The sequence below is a fragment of the Neptunicella sp. genome (genome assembly GCF_048268085.1).
In the GTDB taxonomy this organism is placed as follows: domain Bacteria; phylum Pseudomonadota; class Gammaproteobacteria; order Enterobacterales; family Alteromonadaceae; genus Neptunicella.
Genome location: NZ_JBLWWF010000014.1, coordinates 35663 through 55138, shown reverse-complemented (window position 1 = coordinate 55138; position 19476 = coordinate 35663). Strand labels below are relative to the sequence as shown.

General features: G+C 44.3%; 16 protein-coding genes. 7 read left to right on the top strand and 9 right to left on the bottom strand.

What is annotated here, in order from left to right; all coding sequences use genetic code 11:
- Positions 1-159 precede the first annotated feature (159 nt).
- Together ACTD55_RS12285 and ACTD55_RS12280 are read right to left on the bottom strand one after the other, a co-directional pair.
- Positions 160-2046, bottom strand: coding sequence for a choice-of-anchor I family protein (locus ACTD55_RS12285; protein ID WP_438864629.1), 1887 nt, complete (start codon positions 2044-2046; stop codon positions 160-162).
- 122 nt (positions 2047-2168) lie between these two features.
- Positions 2169-2888 carry a hypothetical protein gene (locus ACTD55_RS12280; protein ID WP_438864628.1) on the bottom strand — a complete coding sequence of 240 codons (720 nt, stop codon included), beginning with the start codon at positions 2886-2888 and terminating at the stop codon, positions 2169-2171.
- Positions 2889-3115: 227 nt separating this feature from the next.
- Here ACTD55_RS12280 and ACTD55_RS12275 point away from each other — a divergent pair, with 227 nt between their 5' ends.
- Together ACTD55_RS12275 and ACTD55_RS12270 are read left to right on the top strand one after the other, a co-directional pair.
- On the top strand, positions 3116-5011 hold the full coding sequence (locus ACTD55_RS12275) for a M1 family metallopeptidase (RefSeq protein WP_438864627.1): 1896 nt from the start codon (positions 3116-3118) through the stop codon (positions 5009-5011).
- A gap of 114 nt (positions 5012-5125) precedes the next feature.
- On the top strand, positions 5126-6028 hold the full coding sequence (locus tag ACTD55_RS12270; RefSeq protein WP_438864626.1) for a cation diffusion facilitator family transporter: 903 nt from the start codon (positions 5126-5128) through the stop codon (positions 6026-6028).
- Here ACTD55_RS12270 and ACTD55_RS12265 read toward each other — a convergent pair.
- From ACTD55_RS12265 to pdsR, 3 genes are all read right to left on the bottom strand, one after another.
- Positions 6025-6927 (bottom strand): TIGR01777 family oxidoreductase, encoded by a 903-nt coding sequence (locus ACTD55_RS12265; RefSeq protein ID WP_438864625.1) that lies wholly within the window; start codon positions 6925-6927, stop codon positions 6025-6027. The genes ACTD55_RS12270 and ACTD55_RS12265 overlap by 4 nt on opposite strands.
- 97 nt (positions 6928-7024) lie before the next feature.
- Positions 7025-9178 (bottom strand): proteobacterial dedicated sortase system histidine kinase, encoded by a 2154-nt coding sequence (pdsS, locus tag ACTD55_RS12260; protein ID WP_438864624.1) that lies wholly within the window; start codon positions 9176-9178, stop codon positions 7025-7027.
- Positions 9175-9870 (bottom strand): proteobacterial dedicated sortase system response regulator, encoded by a 696-nt coding sequence (pdsR, locus tag ACTD55_RS12255; RefSeq protein WP_438864623.1) that lies wholly within the window; start codon positions 9868-9870, stop codon positions 9175-9177. Before pdsR ends, pdsS begins: the two co-directional genes overlap by 4 nt.
- Before the next feature lie 224 nt (positions 9871-10094).
- On the opposite strand from pdsR, the gene pdsO reads away from it, so the two are divergent.
- The 3 genes from pdsO to ACTD55_RS12240 are packed head-to-tail and all read left to right on the top strand — an operon-like array spanning position 10095 to position 13447.
- Positions 10095-10799, top strand: coding sequence for a sortase-associated OmpA-like protein PdsO (gene pdsO, locus ACTD55_RS12250; RefSeq protein WP_438864622.1), 705 nt, complete (start codon positions 10095-10097; stop codon positions 10797-10799).
- A 12-nt stretch (positions 10800-10811) separates the two neighbouring features.
- A complete protein-coding gene (locus tag ACTD55_RS12245; RefSeq protein WP_438864621.1) occupies positions 10812-12878 on the top strand; it encodes a marine proteobacterial sortase target protein in 2067 nt (688 codons plus the stop codon).
- The gene (locus ACTD55_RS12240; protein ID WP_438864620.1) at positions 12845-13447 is read left to right on the top strand and encodes a class GN sortase; all 603 of its coding nucleotides are present in this window, start codon (positions 12845-12847) and stop codon (positions 13445-13447) included. The genes ACTD55_RS12245 and ACTD55_RS12240 overlap by 34 nt, the downstream gene beginning before the upstream one ends.
- Here the strand turns inward: ACTD55_RS12240 and ACTD55_RS12235 are convergent.
- The 4 genes from ACTD55_RS12235 to ACTD55_RS12220 all read right to left on the bottom strand — a co-directional run bounded on the left by ACTD55_RS12235 (position 13444) and on the right by ACTD55_RS12220 (position 16794).
- A complete protein-coding gene (locus tag ACTD55_RS12235) occupies positions 13444-14730 on the bottom strand; it encodes a methyl-accepting chemotaxis protein (RefSeq protein ID WP_438864619.1) in 1287 nt (428 codons plus the stop codon). The two genes, ACTD55_RS12240 and ACTD55_RS12235, sit on opposite strands and share 4 nt — an antisense overlap.
- A gap of 85 nt (positions 14731-14815) precedes the next feature.
- Positions 14816-15352, bottom strand: a complete 537-nt coding sequence (locus tag ACTD55_RS12230) for a DUF924 family protein (RefSeq protein ID WP_438864618.1) — start codon at positions 15350-15352, stop codon at positions 14816-14818.
- A 39-nt stretch (positions 15353-15391) separates the two neighbouring features.
- Positions 15392-16063, bottom strand: a complete 672-nt coding sequence (locus ACTD55_RS12225; protein ID WP_438864617.1) for a DUF1722 domain-containing protein — start codon at positions 16061-16063, stop codon at positions 15392-15394.
- Between the two features lie 86 nt (positions 16064-16149).
- On the bottom strand, positions 16150-16794 hold the full coding sequence (locus ACTD55_RS12220; RefSeq protein WP_438864616.1) for a glutathione S-transferase family protein: 645 nt from the start codon (positions 16792-16794) through the stop codon (positions 16150-16152).
- An 89-nt stretch (positions 16795-16883) separates the two neighbouring features.
- Here ACTD55_RS12220 and ACTD55_RS12215 point away from each other — a divergent pair, with 89 nt between their 5' ends.
- Both ACTD55_RS12215 and ACTD55_RS12210 read left to right on the top strand, forming a co-directional pair.
- Positions 16884-17426: a TetR/AcrR family transcriptional regulator gene (locus ACTD55_RS12215; RefSeq protein WP_438864615.1), complete on the top strand. Its 543-nt coding sequence runs from the start codon at positions 16884-16886 to the stop codon at positions 17424-17426.
- A 135-nt stretch (positions 17427-17561) separates the two neighbouring features.
- Positions 17562-19445 carry a CocE/NonD family hydrolase gene (locus ACTD55_RS12210; protein WP_438864614.1) on the top strand — a complete coding sequence of 628 codons (1884 nt, stop codon included), beginning with the start codon at positions 17562-17564 and terminating at the stop codon, positions 19443-19445.
- Positions 19446-19476: the final 31 nt, after the last annotated feature.

Below are 19476 nucleotides of genomic sequence, written 5' to 3'. Positions count from 1 at the left end.
GTAAGATAAGAGGAGTAGAGTTGGTCATTATCTTTACTGATAAGGTGAGCTAAATCAAGTTGCGGTATTGTTTGTTAATTGAGCTTATCGCGACAGTATTAGCATCACCACGATCAAAAAAGGCGCCACAGCGCCTTTATCGACATTTGACTCAACCGTTTATTGAGCTATTACCTGATAAATCGTCACCGTACCGCTGACTTCATTACCAATAATCAGTAACGGATTACCATTGGGGCTATCGGCGGCAGAAACAAATTTAATGCTTTCAGGCCCTAAATCTCCGGATTGAGCAACTTCGCTGCAATCCATCCCTTCGGCTTCATCACAAGGATTGGCTAAATCATCATCCAGTTCAAAATCAGTATCAAAATCACGGTTATTGTAGTGATTGATAAAGCTGACATTAAACGGGCTGGTCACATCGTAGACAAATAAATCACCGGAACGCTCCAGACCAATAAAGGCATAGTGACGGCCGTCGATTTCACCTACGGCAATGGCCTCCGGCTCCCCGCCTTTATCATCAGAGCGGTTATCGCCTTTATTCTCGGTATGCGCACTGTTGAAATCATTGCCTAGAACGGCAGCCGAGATTTTCTCGAAATCATCGCCCGAGTCATACACCCGATTAACGTTTTGATCCCAGATCGAGAATGAACGCCCACCAAAGGCATACAGCGCCTCATAAACACCATCATTATCTGCATCACCCAAGGCCGTGGTGACTTTTAAACGACCCAGGCCATCTTTGCCACCACTGGCATCGTATTGCATCATTAACTCGTCGGATAACAACTTGTTCAATTCGTCAGGGTCGATAATATCTTCCACACGCACTTCTTCTGAATAGGCATCCCAGTCACGTGAATCGCCTTCATTGGCTGACAATATAAAGGTGGCGCCATTCCATTGATAAGATGCAATAGTATCTGGCTGATACATACCGTATAAACCTTTTACACTGCGAAACAATGGCACTTCATCTTTATTGGTAAAATCCAGTTCGTACTGGCTCCAGTCTTTAAAGCCCAGCGCTTTGACTTCAATAGTCATTTTGCTCAGGTCGATAATCCCGATAGCATTACTTTCCTGTAAGGACACATAGGCTTTTTGGCTATCGGCAGTCACGGCGATATATTCCGGCTCCAGCTCTTGCGCCACTGTGGTACCCGCTGGACTGGCAAATTTGACCCCAGCCTGTTTAAGTAGCGCCATTCGTTTAGCATCGGTGTCATAATCTTGATCATCCAGCAAGTCGCTACTGAAAGTCATATCGGTCGTGAAGTTAATCGTTTCTGCCATATCAGCCGGCATATTGTCATTGATCGCAATAACCGAAATACTGCCTTGCGGATCAACGATATAATCAGTATCCGGTTCACCTTCGTTAGCCACTAGCACTTTGCTACCGTCAGGGCTAAAGGTCAGCATATCCGGCAGCGCACCGGCAGCAACGGCTTTAACAAAAGTGCCTTGCCCCATTGCATCAAGACGGTAAAACAACACGGCACCCATATCGGTTTTCACTGCCGCTTCAACTGCAATAGCTAACATATCGTCATGAATCGCAATAGAATTGGCCACACCTAATGCCACTTGCTGATCCAGGCCATTGCTATCTTTTACTGTGACGGTGTCAGGAAAGGTGAAGGATTCTGAACTCAAACTGGTATCGGTAACCGGATTAGCCACTTCGGTCGTCGGTAAATTTGCCAAATTAATCACTTCGATATGATTAACCGCAGCGTTAACCGCAAACGCAGAGCCAGATGTTTTATGGAACTGCACAATTTCAGCGGCGCTCTTACCATAAATCTCAATACCACCAGCGGCAAAACGCCCAACAACCTGTAACGCAAGATCACGAGTGGCATTTTGACCATCCGTACCATCTTGCCCATTAGTACCCGGAGCTCCTTGCTGTCCCGCAGCACCAGGTTGGCCATCTTTGCCATCATCGCCTTCCAGCACACAACCGGATAGGCCGGCTATCAAGGCCAGTGTAAGTAAACTTAATTTTAAGGTTTGTTGCAGGTTCGTCATCCATTATTCCTAAATTTTTATAATAAAAACAACAATCTAGGCTAAGGATTAAAAATGAATTTTTTACTACATTGAGATGAATAAACAATGACAATTAAATGACAATATTCGATCGTGTGAACTTATTCAGTTCTGCATTGTTCCAATTCAGGATTTAACCGGTTAAATATATCCGGATGCTTTTGCACGTAACCAGGGGATAAAAAAAGACGCAACTTAACCGACTCCAACGGCTGCTTATGCCAATCAAATTGATAGTTACCATTTTTAGCTGCCAGTTCAAAGCCTTTATCATTGGCGATAACCGCATCAGCACGTTTTTTGATTAATAACTCAATTGCCTGATTAAAACTGGAGGTTTTAACAACAGGCAGTTGATGACGTTCGATAAACTTTTCCGGCCCCATAGCCAACCTCACAGCAGCAACCAAGGGAGCAGGTCGTGAATAAACATCTACCGGTTTTAGGGAAAATATTGCAATCTCACTTTCCAGTAACACGATGCTAGTCTGTTCGGGTGAAGTGTCATCTTCATAGGGGCTAGCAGGAAAATAACCATCAGCCTGATCATTTTCCACCGCCCATACATGGCGCCCAATGGGAGCAGATATGAAACGGGTAACAATACCTAGTGCCGCAAAAGCACAGCGTATCTGTTCCGGCATTGTGCCCATCACTTGATCATTTTCAACATATAGAACCGGAGCAAAATTACCCACTCCAGCGCCTAAGGTTGCCAATCGAATCTCGTTACTATTAGACTGACCTTCAGCGAATACGCCAAAACTGACGTATGTAAATAACCCACAAAATAAACCAATCCGCAACACCGACTTTTTCAACTACACTACACTCCCATCGAATTTAAACGACATCTATCCCTGTTGTTCCTTGCTATCGGTTAACAAGGTACTCAAACTATAGAACATAAATTAAGCAGTTAATATATTTAACTTTATTGGTCCGTGCACTAATCCATACAAGCCTAATCACAAACTAATTTGCCGATGTCCTGTCACAATAAGGTAAGATAGGAACCGATGATTAAACCCTCGCAGAAGGAATCCTAATGTTAAATAAATTTACCGGGTTGGTTATAGTTGGCCTTACCCTGCTAAGTGGCTGTAGCGACAATAATGTTAAGCCCACCACCACAAAACCTGTTACAGAAACCACTAGCCAAACCAACCAGATTCAGGTTGGCAAAGATTATCACTCACAGTCCAATCCCGAACAGGTCAAAGTGACACACATTGATCTGGATCTGACGGTTGATTTTGATCACAAGGTGATGAGCGGCTATGCCGAACTGACCTTCGACAAAAAAGATCCAAAAGCCACCAGCTTGATCGTGGATACCCGTGATTTAACCATTAATAGCGTCACCGCTAATGGTCAGAAAATTGATTTTGATTTACATGATGCTGATGACTTTCTCGGTGCCGCTCTGGAAATCCCGCTGCCTGACTCCGGCAACAAAGTTAAAATCAATTATGCGACCTCACCGCAGGCCAGTGGCGTGCAGTGGTTAACACCGGCACAAACCGCCGGTAAAAAGTACCCCTTCCTGTTTACTCAAGCACAAGCCATTCACGCTCGCAGCTTTATCCCCTTGCAGGATTCCCCGCAAGTTCGGGTGACTTATAAAGCCACAATCCGCACGCCTAAAGAATTACTGGCGGTAATGAGTGCCTCTAACGATCCGAATACTGAACGCGATGGAGTATATGAATTCAATATGCCTCAGCCTATTCCATCCTATTTGATTGCCCTAGGTGTCGGTGATTTGCATTTTAAAGCCATGGGTGAGCGCACTGGCGTGTATGCCGAACCATCCATATTAGATGCCGCAGCAGCGGAGTTTGAAGATACCGAATCCATGCTGATTGCCACCGAAAAGCTCTACGGCCCTTATCGCTGGGATCGTTACGACTTATTGATTTTGCCTCCGTCTTTCCCCTTTGGCGGCATGGAAAATCCACGTTTATCTTTTATCACTCCTACGGTGATCGCTGGCGATAAAAGTCTGGTCTCACTCATTGCTCACGAACTGGCACATTCCTGGTCAGGTAATACTGTGACTAACGCGACTTGGCGAGATCTGTGGTTAAACGAAGGTTTTACCACTTATTTAACCTATCGCATCATGGAAAATGTTTACGGCAAAGATCGTTACAAGCAGGAAGCCGTGCTGGGCTATCAAAGTCTGGAAGCGGATGTCACCAATTTGACCGACAAAGACCAAATACTGGCTATCGATCTGCGTGGCCGCGATCCTGATGACGTGTTCTCTGACATCCCTTATGAAAAAGGCGCACTGTTTTTACGTGAAGTAGAACAAAAAATTGGCCGTGACAATATGGATGCCTTCCTGATGGAATATTTCCAGCATTTCAAATTTCAGAGCATTACCACGGACGAATTTCTGGCTTACTTCAAAAAACATGTGGTAGCTAATTATCCTGATAAACTGGATATGGATCGCATCAATCAGTGGATCTTCGAACCTGGCGTGCCACAAGGTGCTCCGATGCCCGAATCGAATGCATTCAGTATTGTCGATAATGCTCGCAATAACTGGCTTAATGGCGAAGTGAATGCCAACCAGATTGATACCCAAAACTGGACCGTCCATCAGTGGTTATATTTCTTAAATAATATGCCGGACGAACTAAGTCTGGAGCAATTACATGATCTGGATCGGGCATTTAATCTGACCGAATCACATAACAATGAAATTGCCCATAGTTGGTTATTGATTGCAGTGAAAAACTGGTATCAACCGGCCTTCCCACGTTTACATGACTATCTGGTACATATTGGTCGCAATAAACTAGTGAAACCTTTATACAAAGCGTTATCTAAGACGGTTGAAGGCAAGGCTATCGCCAAGAAAGCCTTTGATGAAGCCAAAGCGGGCTACCATCCTCTGACGGTTAAAGCCAATCAAGGTTTTGTTGAATAAGCAACTTGCTAACTGCGCTTTAAATAAAAAACGGGAAGGGTGATTAGCCTTTCCCGTTTTTTTATGGATCAATATCCTAAACTCTGAATAAAACAGCAGAAAGTGGGAAACCTTATGCACGATCACCACCATCATCATGATCACAGCCATGCTTCATCCGAGCGCATTGGCTGGGCATTTTTACTTAATGTCACCTTTACCATTATCGAATTTATTGGTGGCTGGCTAACCAACAGTACTGCCATTATGGCCGATGCCGTACATGACTTGGGGGATAGTCTATCCATCGGCACAGCTTGGTTCCTTAATAAAATTAGTCATAAACAGGCCAATCAACACTTTAGTTATGGCTACAAACGTTTTTCATTATTAGGGGCGTTAGTGAATGGCGTGGTGTTAACTATCGGTTCCATTTGGGTTCTGTATGAAGCTATTCCCAGACTCTTTAATCCCGAAATGCCGGTCACTGAAGGTATGTTTGTACTGGCTATTTTCGGTATCGCGGTGAATGGTTTTGCGGCTTACAAGCTTAGTTCAGGAAAAACCATGAATGAGCGAATACTTAACTGGCATTTAATCGAAGATGTTCTGGGCTGGGTTGCAGTGTTAATCGTGTCTATTGTGCTGATGTTTGTGGATTTGCCCATTCTTGATCCGATTTTATCCATTGCTTTTACCCTGTTTATATTGTTTAACGTGATAAAAAATTTACGCTCTACGTTGCGCTTATTTATGCAGGGCGCGCCCAGTGAATCGTTACGTACAGAAATACGCGAAGTACTCTTAAGGCACGAGTTAGTCAACGACTTGCATCACTTACATTTCTGGTCACTGGATGGTGAGCAACACGTACTCACCGCCCATCTGGTGCTGGCATCGGATGTATCAGTGCCGCAAATGGCCGAGATTAAAGCCACCATTGCAGATAATCTGGCAAGTTATGAATTAGCCCATACCACTATCGAACTGGAATTTGACGACGAAGCCTGTCGCGATGCAGTTTTGACAGGCGATTAACCAGAAGGTGTATTGAGTAAACTATCCAGTGCTTGGGTTAATTCAGCCTGTTTAAAGCTAAATCCGTTGTCTAGCAATTTTTGCGGATAAACCTGCTGACTGCCCAGCAATAGGCTGGATGATTCGCCCATCAATAATTTTAATACTGATGCTGGAACGGGCAAAAAGGCGGGCTTGTTTAAGCACGTTGCCAAGCTGCGTGTAAACTCGATATTACTAACCGCATTGGGCGAAGTCATATTAATCGCCCCACTTATCTCATTGTGAGTTAATAAAAAATCAATTGCCTTTACCATATCGTCAATATGTATCCATGACATATATTGTTTGCCATTACCTATACGTCCCCCTAAACCTAATTTAAACGGTAATAACATTTTTTTCAGCGCACCACCTTGTGTACTTAATACGACACCGGTCCGCATCGTGACGGTACGGGTGAGCTCTGCAACGCTATTGGCAATATTTTCCCACTCGCTACACAGATCTGAGGCAAAATCCGGTTGGGACGCAGAATCCTTTTCTGTTACCACCTTGCCATCTGTATCACCATAGAATCCAATGGCTGAACCTGACAAAAATATTTTCGGTGGAGCATCACTGGCTCTAATTAATGTCACCAACTGACGAGTGATCTGCCAACGACTTTCGCAGATCCTTTGTTTTTGCTGCTCGGTCCAGCGTTTGTCAGCAATAGGTTCACCAGCCAAATTAATGACTGCATCAATATCATTTAATTGCCCAACAGAATTCAAATCATCAATATAGTGCGTTTTTCCATCGGAAGATGCTTGCCACTTAGATGCTTGGCGAGTAAGCACGGTGTATTGGTAATGAGGATAAGCACGGATAAATTGACGGCCAATCAATCCTGTACCACCGGTTATTAATATATGCATACCCAACCTCATGACGTAATCTGTGCGATATAAATGAGTGTAATAACATACGCTCAAAACCTCGAATCAGATCACTTCCAATAACACTGCATGAGACTTATTTTACAATGGTAATAGTGACCATTACCCCACTGTTATCATGTAAATTATTGATACTGATTTTACCCTGATGATATTCGGCAATCATTTTGGCGATATATAAACCCAGTCCCAAATGAGGTTGTTGACTCTCCCCCTGAGGCCGGACCGACACCATTGAATCAAGTAATTGAGTTTGCATTTTTTCTGGTAGCAGGCCGCCCTGATTGCTGATACTCAGCTGCAATTTTCCTGCTTTTTCGGTGCATTCAAAACGGATAACCGATTGCTCAGCGCTAAACTCCACCGCATTGGTAACAATTTTATCCAACATCTGGGCAAACAATTCCGGTGACCCCATCATACTGGTGTCAGTAATACTCATATCTAACTTGAACTGGCGAAGGGGATAAGCCATTCGATACCCTTCAATACAACCACTGAGCAATTCGGTCAGGTTAAACTTTTCCTGTTCGCTGACCATCATCGCCTGTTCCAGGCGAGTCGCTTCACTCATATTATTCAATATTTTACTTAAGCGTTTGATACCCTGCTGAGCACGATCAATATATTGCTTGCTATCGTCAGTTTGATCTTCCAATGCCATATTTTCCAGAGAAGAATTAACTACCGCTACTGGCGTGCGTAGTTCATGGGATAAGCGCGAGGCCATGTTTTCCAGATACAAGTTATATTGACTGAGTTTGCCCAACACACTGTGAAAAGTACGGGATAGATCACCAATTTCATCACCGGTATGTGAGGCGGGAATGGTGCCGATGATTTTTCCGTGTTGATCGATCGCCGATTCGGTTTGATCGCGTAACTTGCGGATCCGGGATGAAATCCGTGAGGCAAATAAAAACAGCGCCAACGTGCCCAAGGTCATGACCGCCAAGATGACATGAAACAATCCTTCCAACGCTTTGTTGCGCAATGTACGAATACCATGGGTTGTTTGCTCGACCACCACGGCCCCCATCACCTTGTCATCCAGAAAAATGGGATGGGCGGCAGATAAAATAACCGCTTTGTTATCAGAACTCAGTCGCCACAATGAATCTGGTTTACCGGCTAAAGCGTGAGCGATATCCTGACCTTGCAAGGCATAGGCATCCTGTAATTCATCGACAAAGTCAGCTGGAGGTTTGGTTAATATTTGATAATACAAAGGTAATAACCAGCGTTGTTCAAAACGTTGCCACCACGATTTATTTTTTGCATAAGCATCATCGGTGTTGACCCCGGTAGAACTATGAATACTGCCAGAGCGAGCTAATACTCGCATATGGTTGTCTACCACCCATACGCGGGCATTGGAATATTTCAGTCCTTTTAGAATTTTTTCAATCTCGGGAGACGGCACTAATACGGTACCTAATGAGTCAGACTGGGACGGATTGGCAGTACCAACTGAATAGCGTTTAAGTCGGGTTTTCTGATCGTCTACATCGGCAATGGCGAACGCAATCTTGCTAGACATCATCTCCAGTGGGAAACGCAACTCAATATTGTAGCCCTTGGGTGTTATACGCCAATCACCCTGAATACGAGTTTCCAGTCTTAATGGTTTGACAGAATTGATGTCAGGGTCCAGTTGGTAGGCATTCACCCACCCCGGTTTAAACGGGGCGACAATATAACGTTGAAATTCACCTTGTGGATCGATCAAGGCGATTTGCAAATAATCGTTACGATCAATACGTAAACTGTTTTGGGGTCTCAGCAGTACCTTGTCATCGGTAACATCAAACATGGCATACAAATAGGGGCCAAACTGACCCACCATATGGGTGAAATGCAAACTGTCCGGATGGTAGTCCACTACCGGTTCAATTAAATTCTGTTCACCATATTCCAGTGCCAAATGGCGGTATTCCTGCCAGTCACTTAAATCACCATCCAGTTGAATGGGCTGCATAATTTTATGAGCGTATAGATCCGTTCCCGGTTTGACATCTTTTAGATAAGCCGCCTGATTATCGAATAGTGTCGGGCGTTCATGTAACGCCGTGGCAACGGCCCGGGCGGTGCCCACCATGGTTTGCTCTTGGCCTAGCCGCAAATAACTTTCCAACTCCCATACATATTGGTAACCCAGCCAGGGGATCGCAAATAAAAACAGTGACAGTAATAACAGCTTCAGGCGAATGCCGATACGTAAACGACTCATGCACTATTTTTCCAGCGGTAGCCCATGCCATATACGGTTTCTATCCGGTCAAAGCCGTCATCAAGCTGCACAAACTTTTTGCGAATCCGTTTGATGTGCGAAGTAATGGTGGTGTCATCAACGACCATGCGAGATTCATCCATTAACTGTTGACGACTTTTGACATGACCGGCAAATTTGGCAATGGCATGTAACATCCAAAATTCGGTCACGGTTAACTCAATGGGCTGATTTTGCCAACTCACTGTCATGCGATTACTGTCCATTAACAAATCACCGCACTGGATTAAATCAGATTGTAATTGGGGCTGATTAAGTAATTCAGTGCGCCGAAATAAAGCCGCAATCCGCGCCAGTAAATGGGGCAAACTAATATCTTTGGTCAAATAATCATCGGCGCCCATGCGTAATCCGCAAATGGTGTCGTAATCATTATCTCGCGCGGTAAAAAAGATGATAGGCAGGGTTTTGGACAACGAGCGTAATTGCTGACACAAAGCAAAACCACCATCGATTTCATCCTGTAAACCTATATCAATAATCGCCAAATCCGGTAAACGCTGATTAAAACCGGCCTCTGCCGAGGCCCGATTGGCATAGGTAATCACGTCATAGCCTTGCTTTTTTAATGCCGCCGCATAATTTTCGCGAATATCCGGCTCATCTTCTACTAGCGCAATGCGTTTACTCATGGTGTTAATTAACTCTTAATAAATTGTCAGTTCTGCTGTTATGCACTATATCGCAAAAAATGCCGCAATTTACCGGTTGACGGCAAATTCCATTTTTTCGCCACAATTGCTCGTCACATTGCCATGATTCATCCCCGGATTGGTCACTAAGTCGTTGTTTACTATATGGGAACTCAGCACAACGCTGACAAAATTTGATTTAACCCAATCCCAGGAGAAACAAGATGAAACGTTCACTTAATATTATTGCTATCAGCCTCGCTTTGACGTCCACAACCTTTGCCGCCACCAATAAACAGGAGCAGCAAAAAAATGAGCTAATTGGTTTTGGTTCTGGTGCTGTCGCTGGCACCCTAATCGCTGGCCCATTAGGCGGTATGGTTGCCGGCATCTTTGGCATTATGATTGCCGATGACGTCAACGATGAAGCCAAACTCAAAGATGCCACCGCACAATTACACGACAAAGATCAGCAACTCGCCGCATTACAACACAATTATGAGCAGGCCCAACATCAGGCTCAGGTTGAACTGGTATCACTCAATCGCGAAATAGAAGTGGTTAATCAGGAAGTGGAGTCGAGCATTCAGTTCCGCACCGCCTCCTATGTGATTGAAGATCACTACAAACCGCAATTGAATTTAATCGCTAAAAGTTTACGTGATAATCCCAAACTGCAAGTCAACCTGTCCGGTTACGCTGACCGTCGCGGCGATGACAGCTATAACCAGTCGCTATCCGAACAGCGCGTTAAAAGTATTCGTAGTTACTTAATCGACAATGGCGCCCATGACAATCAGATCAACAGTAATGCCTTTGGTGAGTCAGCACCGGTCACTGCTGGTACCAGTAATGAAGATAACTTTTTTGACCGTCGCGTCATTCTCAAATTGTCTGATGCCCATTCGGTGATGACTGCCGCTAACTAAGAGGAAATACCAATGACGACAGTCATTCACAGGATTGCTGTCTGGTGTGTTTCTATCTGGTTTATCTCTGGAGTGGCGTTGCTTGTTGCAGCGCCCGTTTCAGCCAATGACGATAGCATGCCAATTGTAAATGACATTCAGCAACTACAGCAGGGCAGCTTGGTGCTGCGAAGTGCCGCTAACCAACAACAACCATTACTGAGTCCATTACTGCATACCGATGTACACATTAACGTGACCGGATTGGTAGCTCGTACCACGGTAACCCAAACCTTTCGTAATCCGGATCCGCAGTGGATGAACGGAATTTATGTTTTTCCGTTACCGGAAAATGCCGCTGTTGATCATCTATCCATGCAAGTGGGTCAACGACATATTGTGGGTGAAATTCAGCCTAAAAAACAGGCTCGTAAAACCTATGAGCACGCCAAAAAACAAGGTAAAAAAGCCAGCTTAATTGAACAACAACGACCAAACTTATTTACTAATTCTATCGCTAATATCGGCCCCGGTGAGGCAGTTAAAGTCACTATTGAATATCAACAGTCACTTGATTATCGAGATGGCAAATTCAGTTTGCGCTTTCCCATGACAATAACCCCTCGCTACATGCCCGGGCAACCAATTGACGTCAATTTTAGTGCAACCGGCTGGGCACTTAATACCGATCAAGTGCCCGATGCGAGCCGAATAAGTCCGCCCATCAAAGCGAAAGAGGAAACGGAGAATAAGCTGGATTTGCAGGTTAATATCAACAGTGGTTTTGCCCTTGTCAATATCACCAGTGAATTTCATCCCATCAGGATTGTTAAACAAGATGATCAACAGGTACAACTCACCTTACAAAAAAGCGTCATCGCCAATCGGGATTTTGTCTTACACTGGCAACCTGAACTGACTGATTCACCACAGGCAGCCCTGTTTACTCAACAACATAATGGTGAAGAATACAGTTTACTGATGTTAATGCCGCCTCAGGCAGAGCACGCCGCACCACCTCCCCGGGAAGTCATTTTTATTCTGGACACCTCAGGTTCAATGGCCGGCGAGTCAATCAGGCAAGCGAAAATGGCCTTACAAATCGCCATTGAACAACTCAATCCACAAGACAGTTTTAATCTGATCGAATTTAACTCGCAAGCCAGAGCATTGTGGTGGGATCCCATGAACGCCAGTGCGGCTAACAAACTCAGCGCTATGAGTTTTATTAGTGAGTTAACAGCCGATGGTGGCACCGAAATGGCCAAGGCCTTGAATCTGGCTCTGGATAAACAATATCCCTCTCATGAATTGCGGCAGGTCATTTTTATCACCGATGGCAGCGTGGGCAACGAAGTGGCGTTAATGCAATTGATTGAACAAAAACTTGGTCACAGCCGCTTATTTACTGTCGGTATCGGTTCGGCCCCTAACAGTTACTTTATGACCGGTGCCGCTAAAGCAGGACGAGGAACCTTTAGTTATATCGGCGATGTCAGTCAGGTACGCAATAAAATGCAGTTGCTATTGGATAAACTGCGCTTTCCTGCGCTCACCGATATCACACTGGATTTTTCGGCCGATAGCGAGTTTTACCCTAACCCGATTAGCGACTTGTATTTAGGCGAACCGGTGATTGTCAGCTTTCGTCATCCAATCGGACTAAATCAACTAACGATTGCGGGCAACCGACAGACAACCCCCTGGTCTATTACCTTACCGGTTAACCAAGGTGCAAACGCAGCCGGTCTGGATGTGGTATGGGCGCGGAATAAAATAGGTCAGTTAACTCGGGATCGACGGCACAGTGAAAACCGCGAGGCGCTCAATCAACAGATTGAACAAACCGCCATGCAACATCATTTGGTTAGTGAATTTACCAGTCTGGTGGCAGTAGATAAAACACCCAGTGCAATCGGCCAAAATGATGCTCAGGATAAAGCGGTGCCCAATCACCTGCCACAGGGCTTGGATGCCGCTAAGATGATGGGACAATTACCCCAAACTGCCACACCGGCATTACTCCAAATAATCACAGGACTGTTATTAATAATATTGATTGGTAGTTGGCATTTACTGACACGGCGAAAAACGTGGTAATGGGTCGGCAATATCAGTACAAGCTAATTCTTTTTTTGCTATTAGGATTCGCTTTTTATTTAGTCAGCCATGGGGGGTACATCTATGCCAAAGCTACCGTTGCCCAATGGCTTATCAAAGATGCATGGCAGCAAACGCTCACCACAGGAAACTGGCATCCCCCCTGGTCATGGGCCGATACCTGGCCAGTCGCTAAACTCAGCATTAAGAGTAACGATTTATATGTACTGGAAGGCGCATCGGGACGGGTATTAGCCTTTGGTCCGGGTCATCTTAGTCAAACTGCGTTGCCGGGCGAATCCGGCAATATCGTCATTGCGGGTCATCGGGATACTCACTTTAGGCTATTAGCTGACATTCACACTGGAGAAATATTGGAGTTACATACGCCAAAAGGCAACTATCGATACCGTGTGAGTCAAATACAGATTGTGGATCAAAACCGTATGGATTTGCTCCAGTCGAATAATGTAGCAATGCTGACATTAATTACCTGCTATCCATTTAATGCCATTCAGGCCGGCACATCGTTACGTTATGTGGTGCAAGCCAACCAAATTAGCCGTTAGTTATCTTCGGCCAGATGAGTAACAGCGGCCATCATCTCATGTGTGCTGGAATCGATTTCATCAATTGCCACGCCGGTTTCTTTCACCAGCTCCATGCTACTTTCAGATAATTTAAGCATTTCACGCATAGCCTTTACCGCTTCGGTGGCAAAGGTGTTGTTTTTTCTTACCACATCATCAATTTCAGCCGTGGAACTGCTGGTACGTGCGGCTAACTGGCGAACTTCATCGGCCACAACGGCAAAACCACGGCCTTGATCTCCGGCTCTTGCTGCCTCGATTGCAGCATTTAATGCTAACAGGTTGGTTTGATCGGCAATGGCAGTAATGGTACTGACAATATTGGTAATTTTTTCCGATTGCTCGCTTAACGCATCAATACTATTGGAGGTCGTTTTCAGCTCATCTGACATTCTATTCATAGCTGCAATGGCCTGATTAACCACTTCATTACCTTTGCTGGAAATATCTTCAGTTTTACGGGTCGCCTCAGTGACCATTTGGGTTGTCTGTCTGGCACTTTCTACCGTAGCAGTAATATCAGTAGCGAACTTCATCACTTTGTAGAGCTTACCCTTTGAGTTAAATATTGGATTGTAAGTGGCTTCGAGCCAAATCACATTACCCTGCTTATCTACCCGTTGGAACTTACCTCCGGTAAATTCGCCCTGATTCAGTTTCTCCCAAAATTGGCGATATTCATTACTGGCCGCATATTGTTTATCGCAAAAAAGACTATGATGCTTACCCAAAATTTCATCCAGTTGATATCCCGTCGTGCGTAAAAAATTATCATTCGCCTTTAAAACATTGCCATCCAAATCAAATTCGATCACCGCCATGGAACGATTAACCGCACAATCTTGACTTTTAAGTTCATGAGACTGCAGGACCGAATCAGTAATATCCGAGGCGATTTTGACAACTTTACTAACTTGCCCATCCGCATTAATCACCGGGCAATAACTGGCTTCTAGCCAGATTTCCTTACCCGATTGGGTCACCCGTAAAAACTGCCCTTTAGCTCCTTCGCCGGCGGCCAGTTTTTTCCAGAATGCTTTATAGTCCGGGCTATTTATGGTTTCTGCATTACAAAAAATCTTATGATGCTGACCGACTATTTGTTCCAGACTGTATCCCATCACCGCCAAAAAATTATCATTAGCCGTTAAAATTTTACCGTCAGGAGTAAACTCGATATTGGCGACAGATTTAGACAATGCTGTTAATACATTATTTAACCCGTTACACTCCTGCTGACAGGCTTTCAACTGCATCTCCATTTGAGTCTCTTTACCGAAAAGGTTCACTTCTCACTCCTTTAATAGTCATTAACCTCAACTAACTGTAGTCAAAACGCTGTACTAGTTAAAATTTTGAGCCCGGTTGTTTAAGAAATTCGATTTCTTCCTCGGTCGATTGCCGACCCAATATGCTATTGCGGTGGGGGTAACGCCCAAAGCGATCGATGATGGCTTTATGACGCAATTCAAAATCAAGATTATTTTCAATCCCATTCTGTCTATATAAGGTTTCGGCAATATGGTGCATGACTTTAGATTCGCTATGCATAAACGGCATAAAAAGAAAGCTATTTTGCACCGCACTTAGTTCATTATCGGCACCACAAGCAATGGCCTCCTGTGCCAAAATTAAGGCTGCCGCATCTTGACTAAAGGCCTGTGCCTGATCACGAAACATGTTACGAGAAAATTGATCCAGAATGATAATTTCTGCCAGTCGCCCTTCGGCTTGAGTTCGCCACTGAAATAGTTCACCTTTAATGGCCTGGTTATACACACCAATAAATCGGGCGCGTATCAGGCGATCAAATTCTTGATCTTTTTTCCACCATTGGGTTGGGGTTATTTCTTTAAACCAGAAATCGATGATTTGATCGAACATAATTTATCCTTTATTAGAGCGCGCTCTAGGGCATTTCGCTTAAACGCCATCTGTAATCCATACATAAAGTTCACTTAGTGCTGTAGATGATAATAGATAAAACTGTTTTATTTTCAATGCATTATGTTGAATTTCTGCTAATAAATGTGAATTGGTCCACTCCGGCATCTGTTGCTTAACTGTTGGATCAACCGTCGAAACATAGCCCCACATATGTTGTAGCGCATTATAAATACCGCCCTGCTTAGGTGATAAATTAAGCTGTTGAGCCAACAATAATGCCAAATCGTGATAACTGTCGCCTGGCTTCAGCAATGCCACTTGTTTGCCGATTTTTTTATACAAATTCACATCACGCGCCATCACCGAATATTTATGCTGACTCCATAGTTGCTGGGCATTTTTAGGCAATGGTATGCGCCCGCCTAGACGATGTTGATATCGGTGTCGCAGCTGCTCAAATTGGGTATACGGATCGCCAGTCTCCACCATTAAACTGGCTAGTTGAGCGCTGTTCAGCGGATGCATTGAAATATCGGCCAGTCGCCGTAAGCGTATTTCTGCTGCCAAGAGGTTATGTCGAAATAATGACTCCGGCGGGGAAAACATCGGGTCAATGGCTGTGCGTAAGTGATCTATTTGCGACAGCAAATCACCATCAGACAAATAGCCTGGATGAACATGAACAAATTCTTGAATTAAAACCGGCATAAGCAGGTGAGTCCGAAGATAAATCCGTCCTCACCTTAGACAACTTTAACCAGGTTTAAAAGTCATAGCGTCATGCCGACTATCATTTATTCTTTTGGAATTAATACTTTTTTAGCGGATTCACGTTGCTGTATGCGTTGTAAATATGGAATTAGATTTGAATCCGGTGCTATCAGCGCATATTTTTCAGGCAGACTGGCGGCGTAGTATAAACAGGGCACGGTAATCAAATCAGCCAGGGTTAATTGACCGGCAAATAAATAGTCCTGATCCTGTAATTGTGCACTGATTAGTTGAATAGCCTGCTCGGCGGCGGGACGATTGGCTTTAAGCACATCATACCGAGGCTTGCCATCTTCTCCCTTCGACGACACCAATTCCAGTAAATAATCGCGCACAATAGCGAAGTTGATATAAGTCGTCATTAACTCACACCATTCATCTACTTTAGCCTGCAGCCAAGGATCATCTGGTACCAGACTGGGGCCAGCAAAATTAGCGGCCAAATAACGACAGATACTGTTTGTTTCGGCCAATATTTTCCCATTGTGCTCCACTACCGGTATTTTTCGGTAAGGATGAAGTAATCCGTGAGCGTCACTTTTAAATTCCACTGACCGGCCTTGTATTTCAAAACTAATCTCGTAAGGGATATTTTTTTCCTCACAGACCATTTGTACACTGCGCACAAACGGACTGAACTGCACACCATAGATATGAACCTGATTCATATTTTTGCTCCGTTAGTAAAATCCACTTTAGCCTAATTGGTGTTACAATATGTTCAACAACATATTTTATTTAATCGCGGGAGTCTGTTTTGGCCTGGAGCGCAGAACATAAACACAATACACGGCAGCGGATTTTGCATAGTGCCGCCAACCTGTTTACTCGGCACGGCTTTGAGAATATCAGTATTGATCAAGTCATGGCCGATGCCGGATTGACCCGTGGAGCCTTTTACGCCCACTTTAAAACCAAATCAGAATTGTATGCTCAGGCCATTATTGCCGGCGCCAGACACAAAGCTGCCCAGTATCAGCAGGTGCCCAATATCGACCAGATGACCCGCGAATATTTATCCACCAATCATTTGGAAGGGGAACAATTACGCTGTCCTTTGGCCTTTTTAACCACTGATATTGGCCAACGGGATGCTCAGGTACGCAATGCTTATACTGCGGTATTTAAAGGATTAATTGGCATGTTGGAAAATGCCGGACTGGATCGAAACGAAGCGCTACAACACGCCGTCATGATGATTGGCGGTGTTGCCATAGCAAAAGCACTTAATCAGCCTGAACTGGTCAGTGAATTACTCGATGCTTGCCAAGTGAACGTTGCTGAGAAGGGAAATCAATGACCACTTAACGCCAAATTGAATCACTTCATCGTGTTACGCATAGGATGTGCAGGCAAGTCGTAGTATGGTAATTGGGTTACACTATCACCAAACACTTTTAAACCCACCATTTTTCAATGATATAAGGATAATTATATGAATAACAAAACCTTATCAAGGTTCATTGGATTGTTTTGCTGGCTGGCTCTGGCCAGTTTCGCACAAGCCGCAGACCAGCAAGAACCCGATAAAAGAGCCGAATATATCCGCTCACATTATGCCAAGTATGAATATCAGATCCCGATGCGCGATGGCAAAAAACTGTTTACCTCAGTGTATATTCCTTACGATAAATCCACTAAATACCCGATGATGATGCAACGCACTCCTTATCGTGTTGCCCCCTACGGTACAGATAAATATAAAACCAAATTAGGGCCAAGCGAGATTTTTGAAAAAGAAGGATTTATTTTTGTTTTCCAGGATGTGCGTGGCAAATTTATGTCCGAAGGTGAGTATGTCAACATGCGTCCGCAGGATGCGAATGACAAAGGTGGAAAAGCGGTCGATGATGCCACTGATACCTACGACACCATCGACTGGTTAGTAAAACACATTCCCAATAACAACGGAAAAGTGGGAATGTGGGGTACCTCATATCCCGGTTATTATACCTCGGTAGCGGCGATCAATAGCCATAAAGCCCTTAAAGCCATCTCACCTCAGGCACCTATTGCTGACTGGTTTTTTGACGACTTTCATCGCAATGGTGCATTTTCGACCCCGATGGCGTTTATATTCTTCGACAAGTTCGATAAACAACGTGAGGGGCAATTCCCTTACTGGCCAGAAGGGATGAAGTCGACCACGCCTGATGGCTATGATTTTTTCCGTAACTTGGGACCATTAAGCAACGTTAATAAAAACTACTTTCATGGGGAGCGTCCGTTCTGGAATGAACTCACTGAGCACCCTAATTATGATGAATATTGGCAAGCACGTAATTTGTTGCCACATCTTAATGATGTAAAACCGGCAACCCTGATCGTCGGTGGCTGGTATGACACCGAAGACTTGTACGGTCCGTTAGCCACTTATCAAAAAATGTCCAAAGGCAACAAAAAGGACAATATCCATATCATTATGGGTCCTTGGTACCACGGCCAATGGAATGCCGCTGACGGCAGTCATATGGGCGAAGCACAATTTGGCTTTAATACCAGTGAATGGTTTCAGGAACATATCTTACTGCCATTTTTTAAACATAATTTGAAAGATGCCAAAACCGATGAACTGGCAAAAGCGACTATATTCGAAACCGGCGCTAACCGCTGGCGCGAATTTGACACTTGGCCACCTAAGCAAGGTAAAGACGTAACGTTATATATGGGCGCAAATGAAAAACTGCTAGACCATAAAGAGTCCAAAGGCGGCTTTAGCGACTACATTAGTGATCCCAATAAACCGGTACCACATTCGGCTAACACTAGTCGTGGTTGGGATCGCCCGTATATGGCAGAAGATCAACGCTTCACCGCTCGTCGTCCTGATGTCTTGGTGTTTAACAGTGAAGTCGCCAGTGAAGATCAAACCATTGCTGGAGCAATTGATCTGAATTTATGGGTATCCACCAGCCAAAGTGCGGCAGATTTTGTGGTTAAACTGGTTGATGTATTCCCCGGTATGGACGAATCCAGCAATGAAGTGGACAAGGAAACCGGTAACCGTCATGAGCTAGTGCGCTGGGGCATTATGCGTGGTCGTTTTAGAAACAGTATGTCAACACCAGAGCCTTTTGAACCAAACAAACCTACTCTGGTTAAATTTGAGTTATTGGATGTACTGCACACCATCAAACGTGGACATAAACTGCAAATTCAAGTGCAAAGTAGCATGTTTCCGTTTATGGATATTAATCCGCAAAAATACATCGATAATATCTTTAACGCCAAGCCAGAAGACTTTGTTAAAGCCGAGCACAAGCTTTATCACAGTAAAGAGTATCCCAGTTCCATTGCATTTAAAGTCATTGGACACTAAACCACGTTACTCTCCTTCAGTTTAGTGAGTA

Excerpts from the sequence above, each read along its gene's own strand:
- ACTD55_RS12285 (WP_438864629.1), bottom strand. The coding sequence starts at position 2,046 with ATGACGAACCTGCAACAAACCTTAAAATTAAGTTTACTTACACTGGCC.
- ACTD55_RS12275 (WP_438864627.1), top strand. The coding sequence starts at position 3,116 with ATGTTAAATAAATTTACCGGGTTGGTTATAGTTGGCCTTACCCTGCTA.
- ACTD55_RS12270 (WP_438864626.1), top strand. The coding sequence starts at position 5,126 with ATGCACGATCACCACCATCATCATGATCACAGCCATGCTTCATCCGAG.
- ACTD55_RS12265 (WP_438864625.1), bottom strand. The coding sequence starts at position 6,927 with ATGCATATATTAATAACCGGTGGTACAGGATTGATTGGCCGTCAATTT.
- pdsS (WP_438864624.1), bottom strand. The coding sequence starts at position 9,178 with ATGAGTCGTTTACGTATCGGCATTCGCCTGAAGCTGTTATTACTGTCA.
- pdsR (WP_438864623.1), bottom strand. The coding sequence starts at position 9,870 with ATGAGTAAACGCATTGCGCTAGTAGAAGATGAGCCGGATATTCGCGAA.
- pdsO (WP_438864622.1), top strand. The coding sequence starts at position 10,095 with ATGAAACGTTCACTTAATATTATTGCTATCAGCCTCGCTTTGACGTCC.
- ACTD55_RS12245 (WP_438864621.1), top strand. The coding sequence starts at position 10,812 with ATGACGACAGTCATTCACAGGATTGCTGTCTGGTGTGTTTCTATCTGG.
- ACTD55_RS12235 (WP_438864619.1), bottom strand. The coding sequence starts at position 14,730 with ATGGAGATGCAGTTGAAAGCCTGTCAGCAGGAGTGTAACGGGTTAAAT.
- ACTD55_RS12230 (WP_438864618.1), bottom strand. The coding sequence starts at position 15,352 with ATGTTCGATCAAATCATCGATTTCTGGTTTAAAGAAATAACCCCAACC.
- ACTD55_RS12225 (WP_438864617.1), bottom strand. The coding sequence starts at position 16,063 with ATGCCGGTTTTAATTCAAGAATTTGTTCATGTTCATCCAGGCTATTTG.
- ACTD55_RS12220 (WP_438864616.1), bottom strand. The coding sequence starts at position 16,794 with ATGAATCAGGTTCATATCTATGGTGTGCAGTTCAGTCCGTTTGTGCGC.
- ACTD55_RS12210 (WP_438864614.1), top strand. The coding sequence starts at position 17,562 with ATGAATAACAAAACCTTATCAAGGTTCATTGGATTGTTTTGCTGGCTG.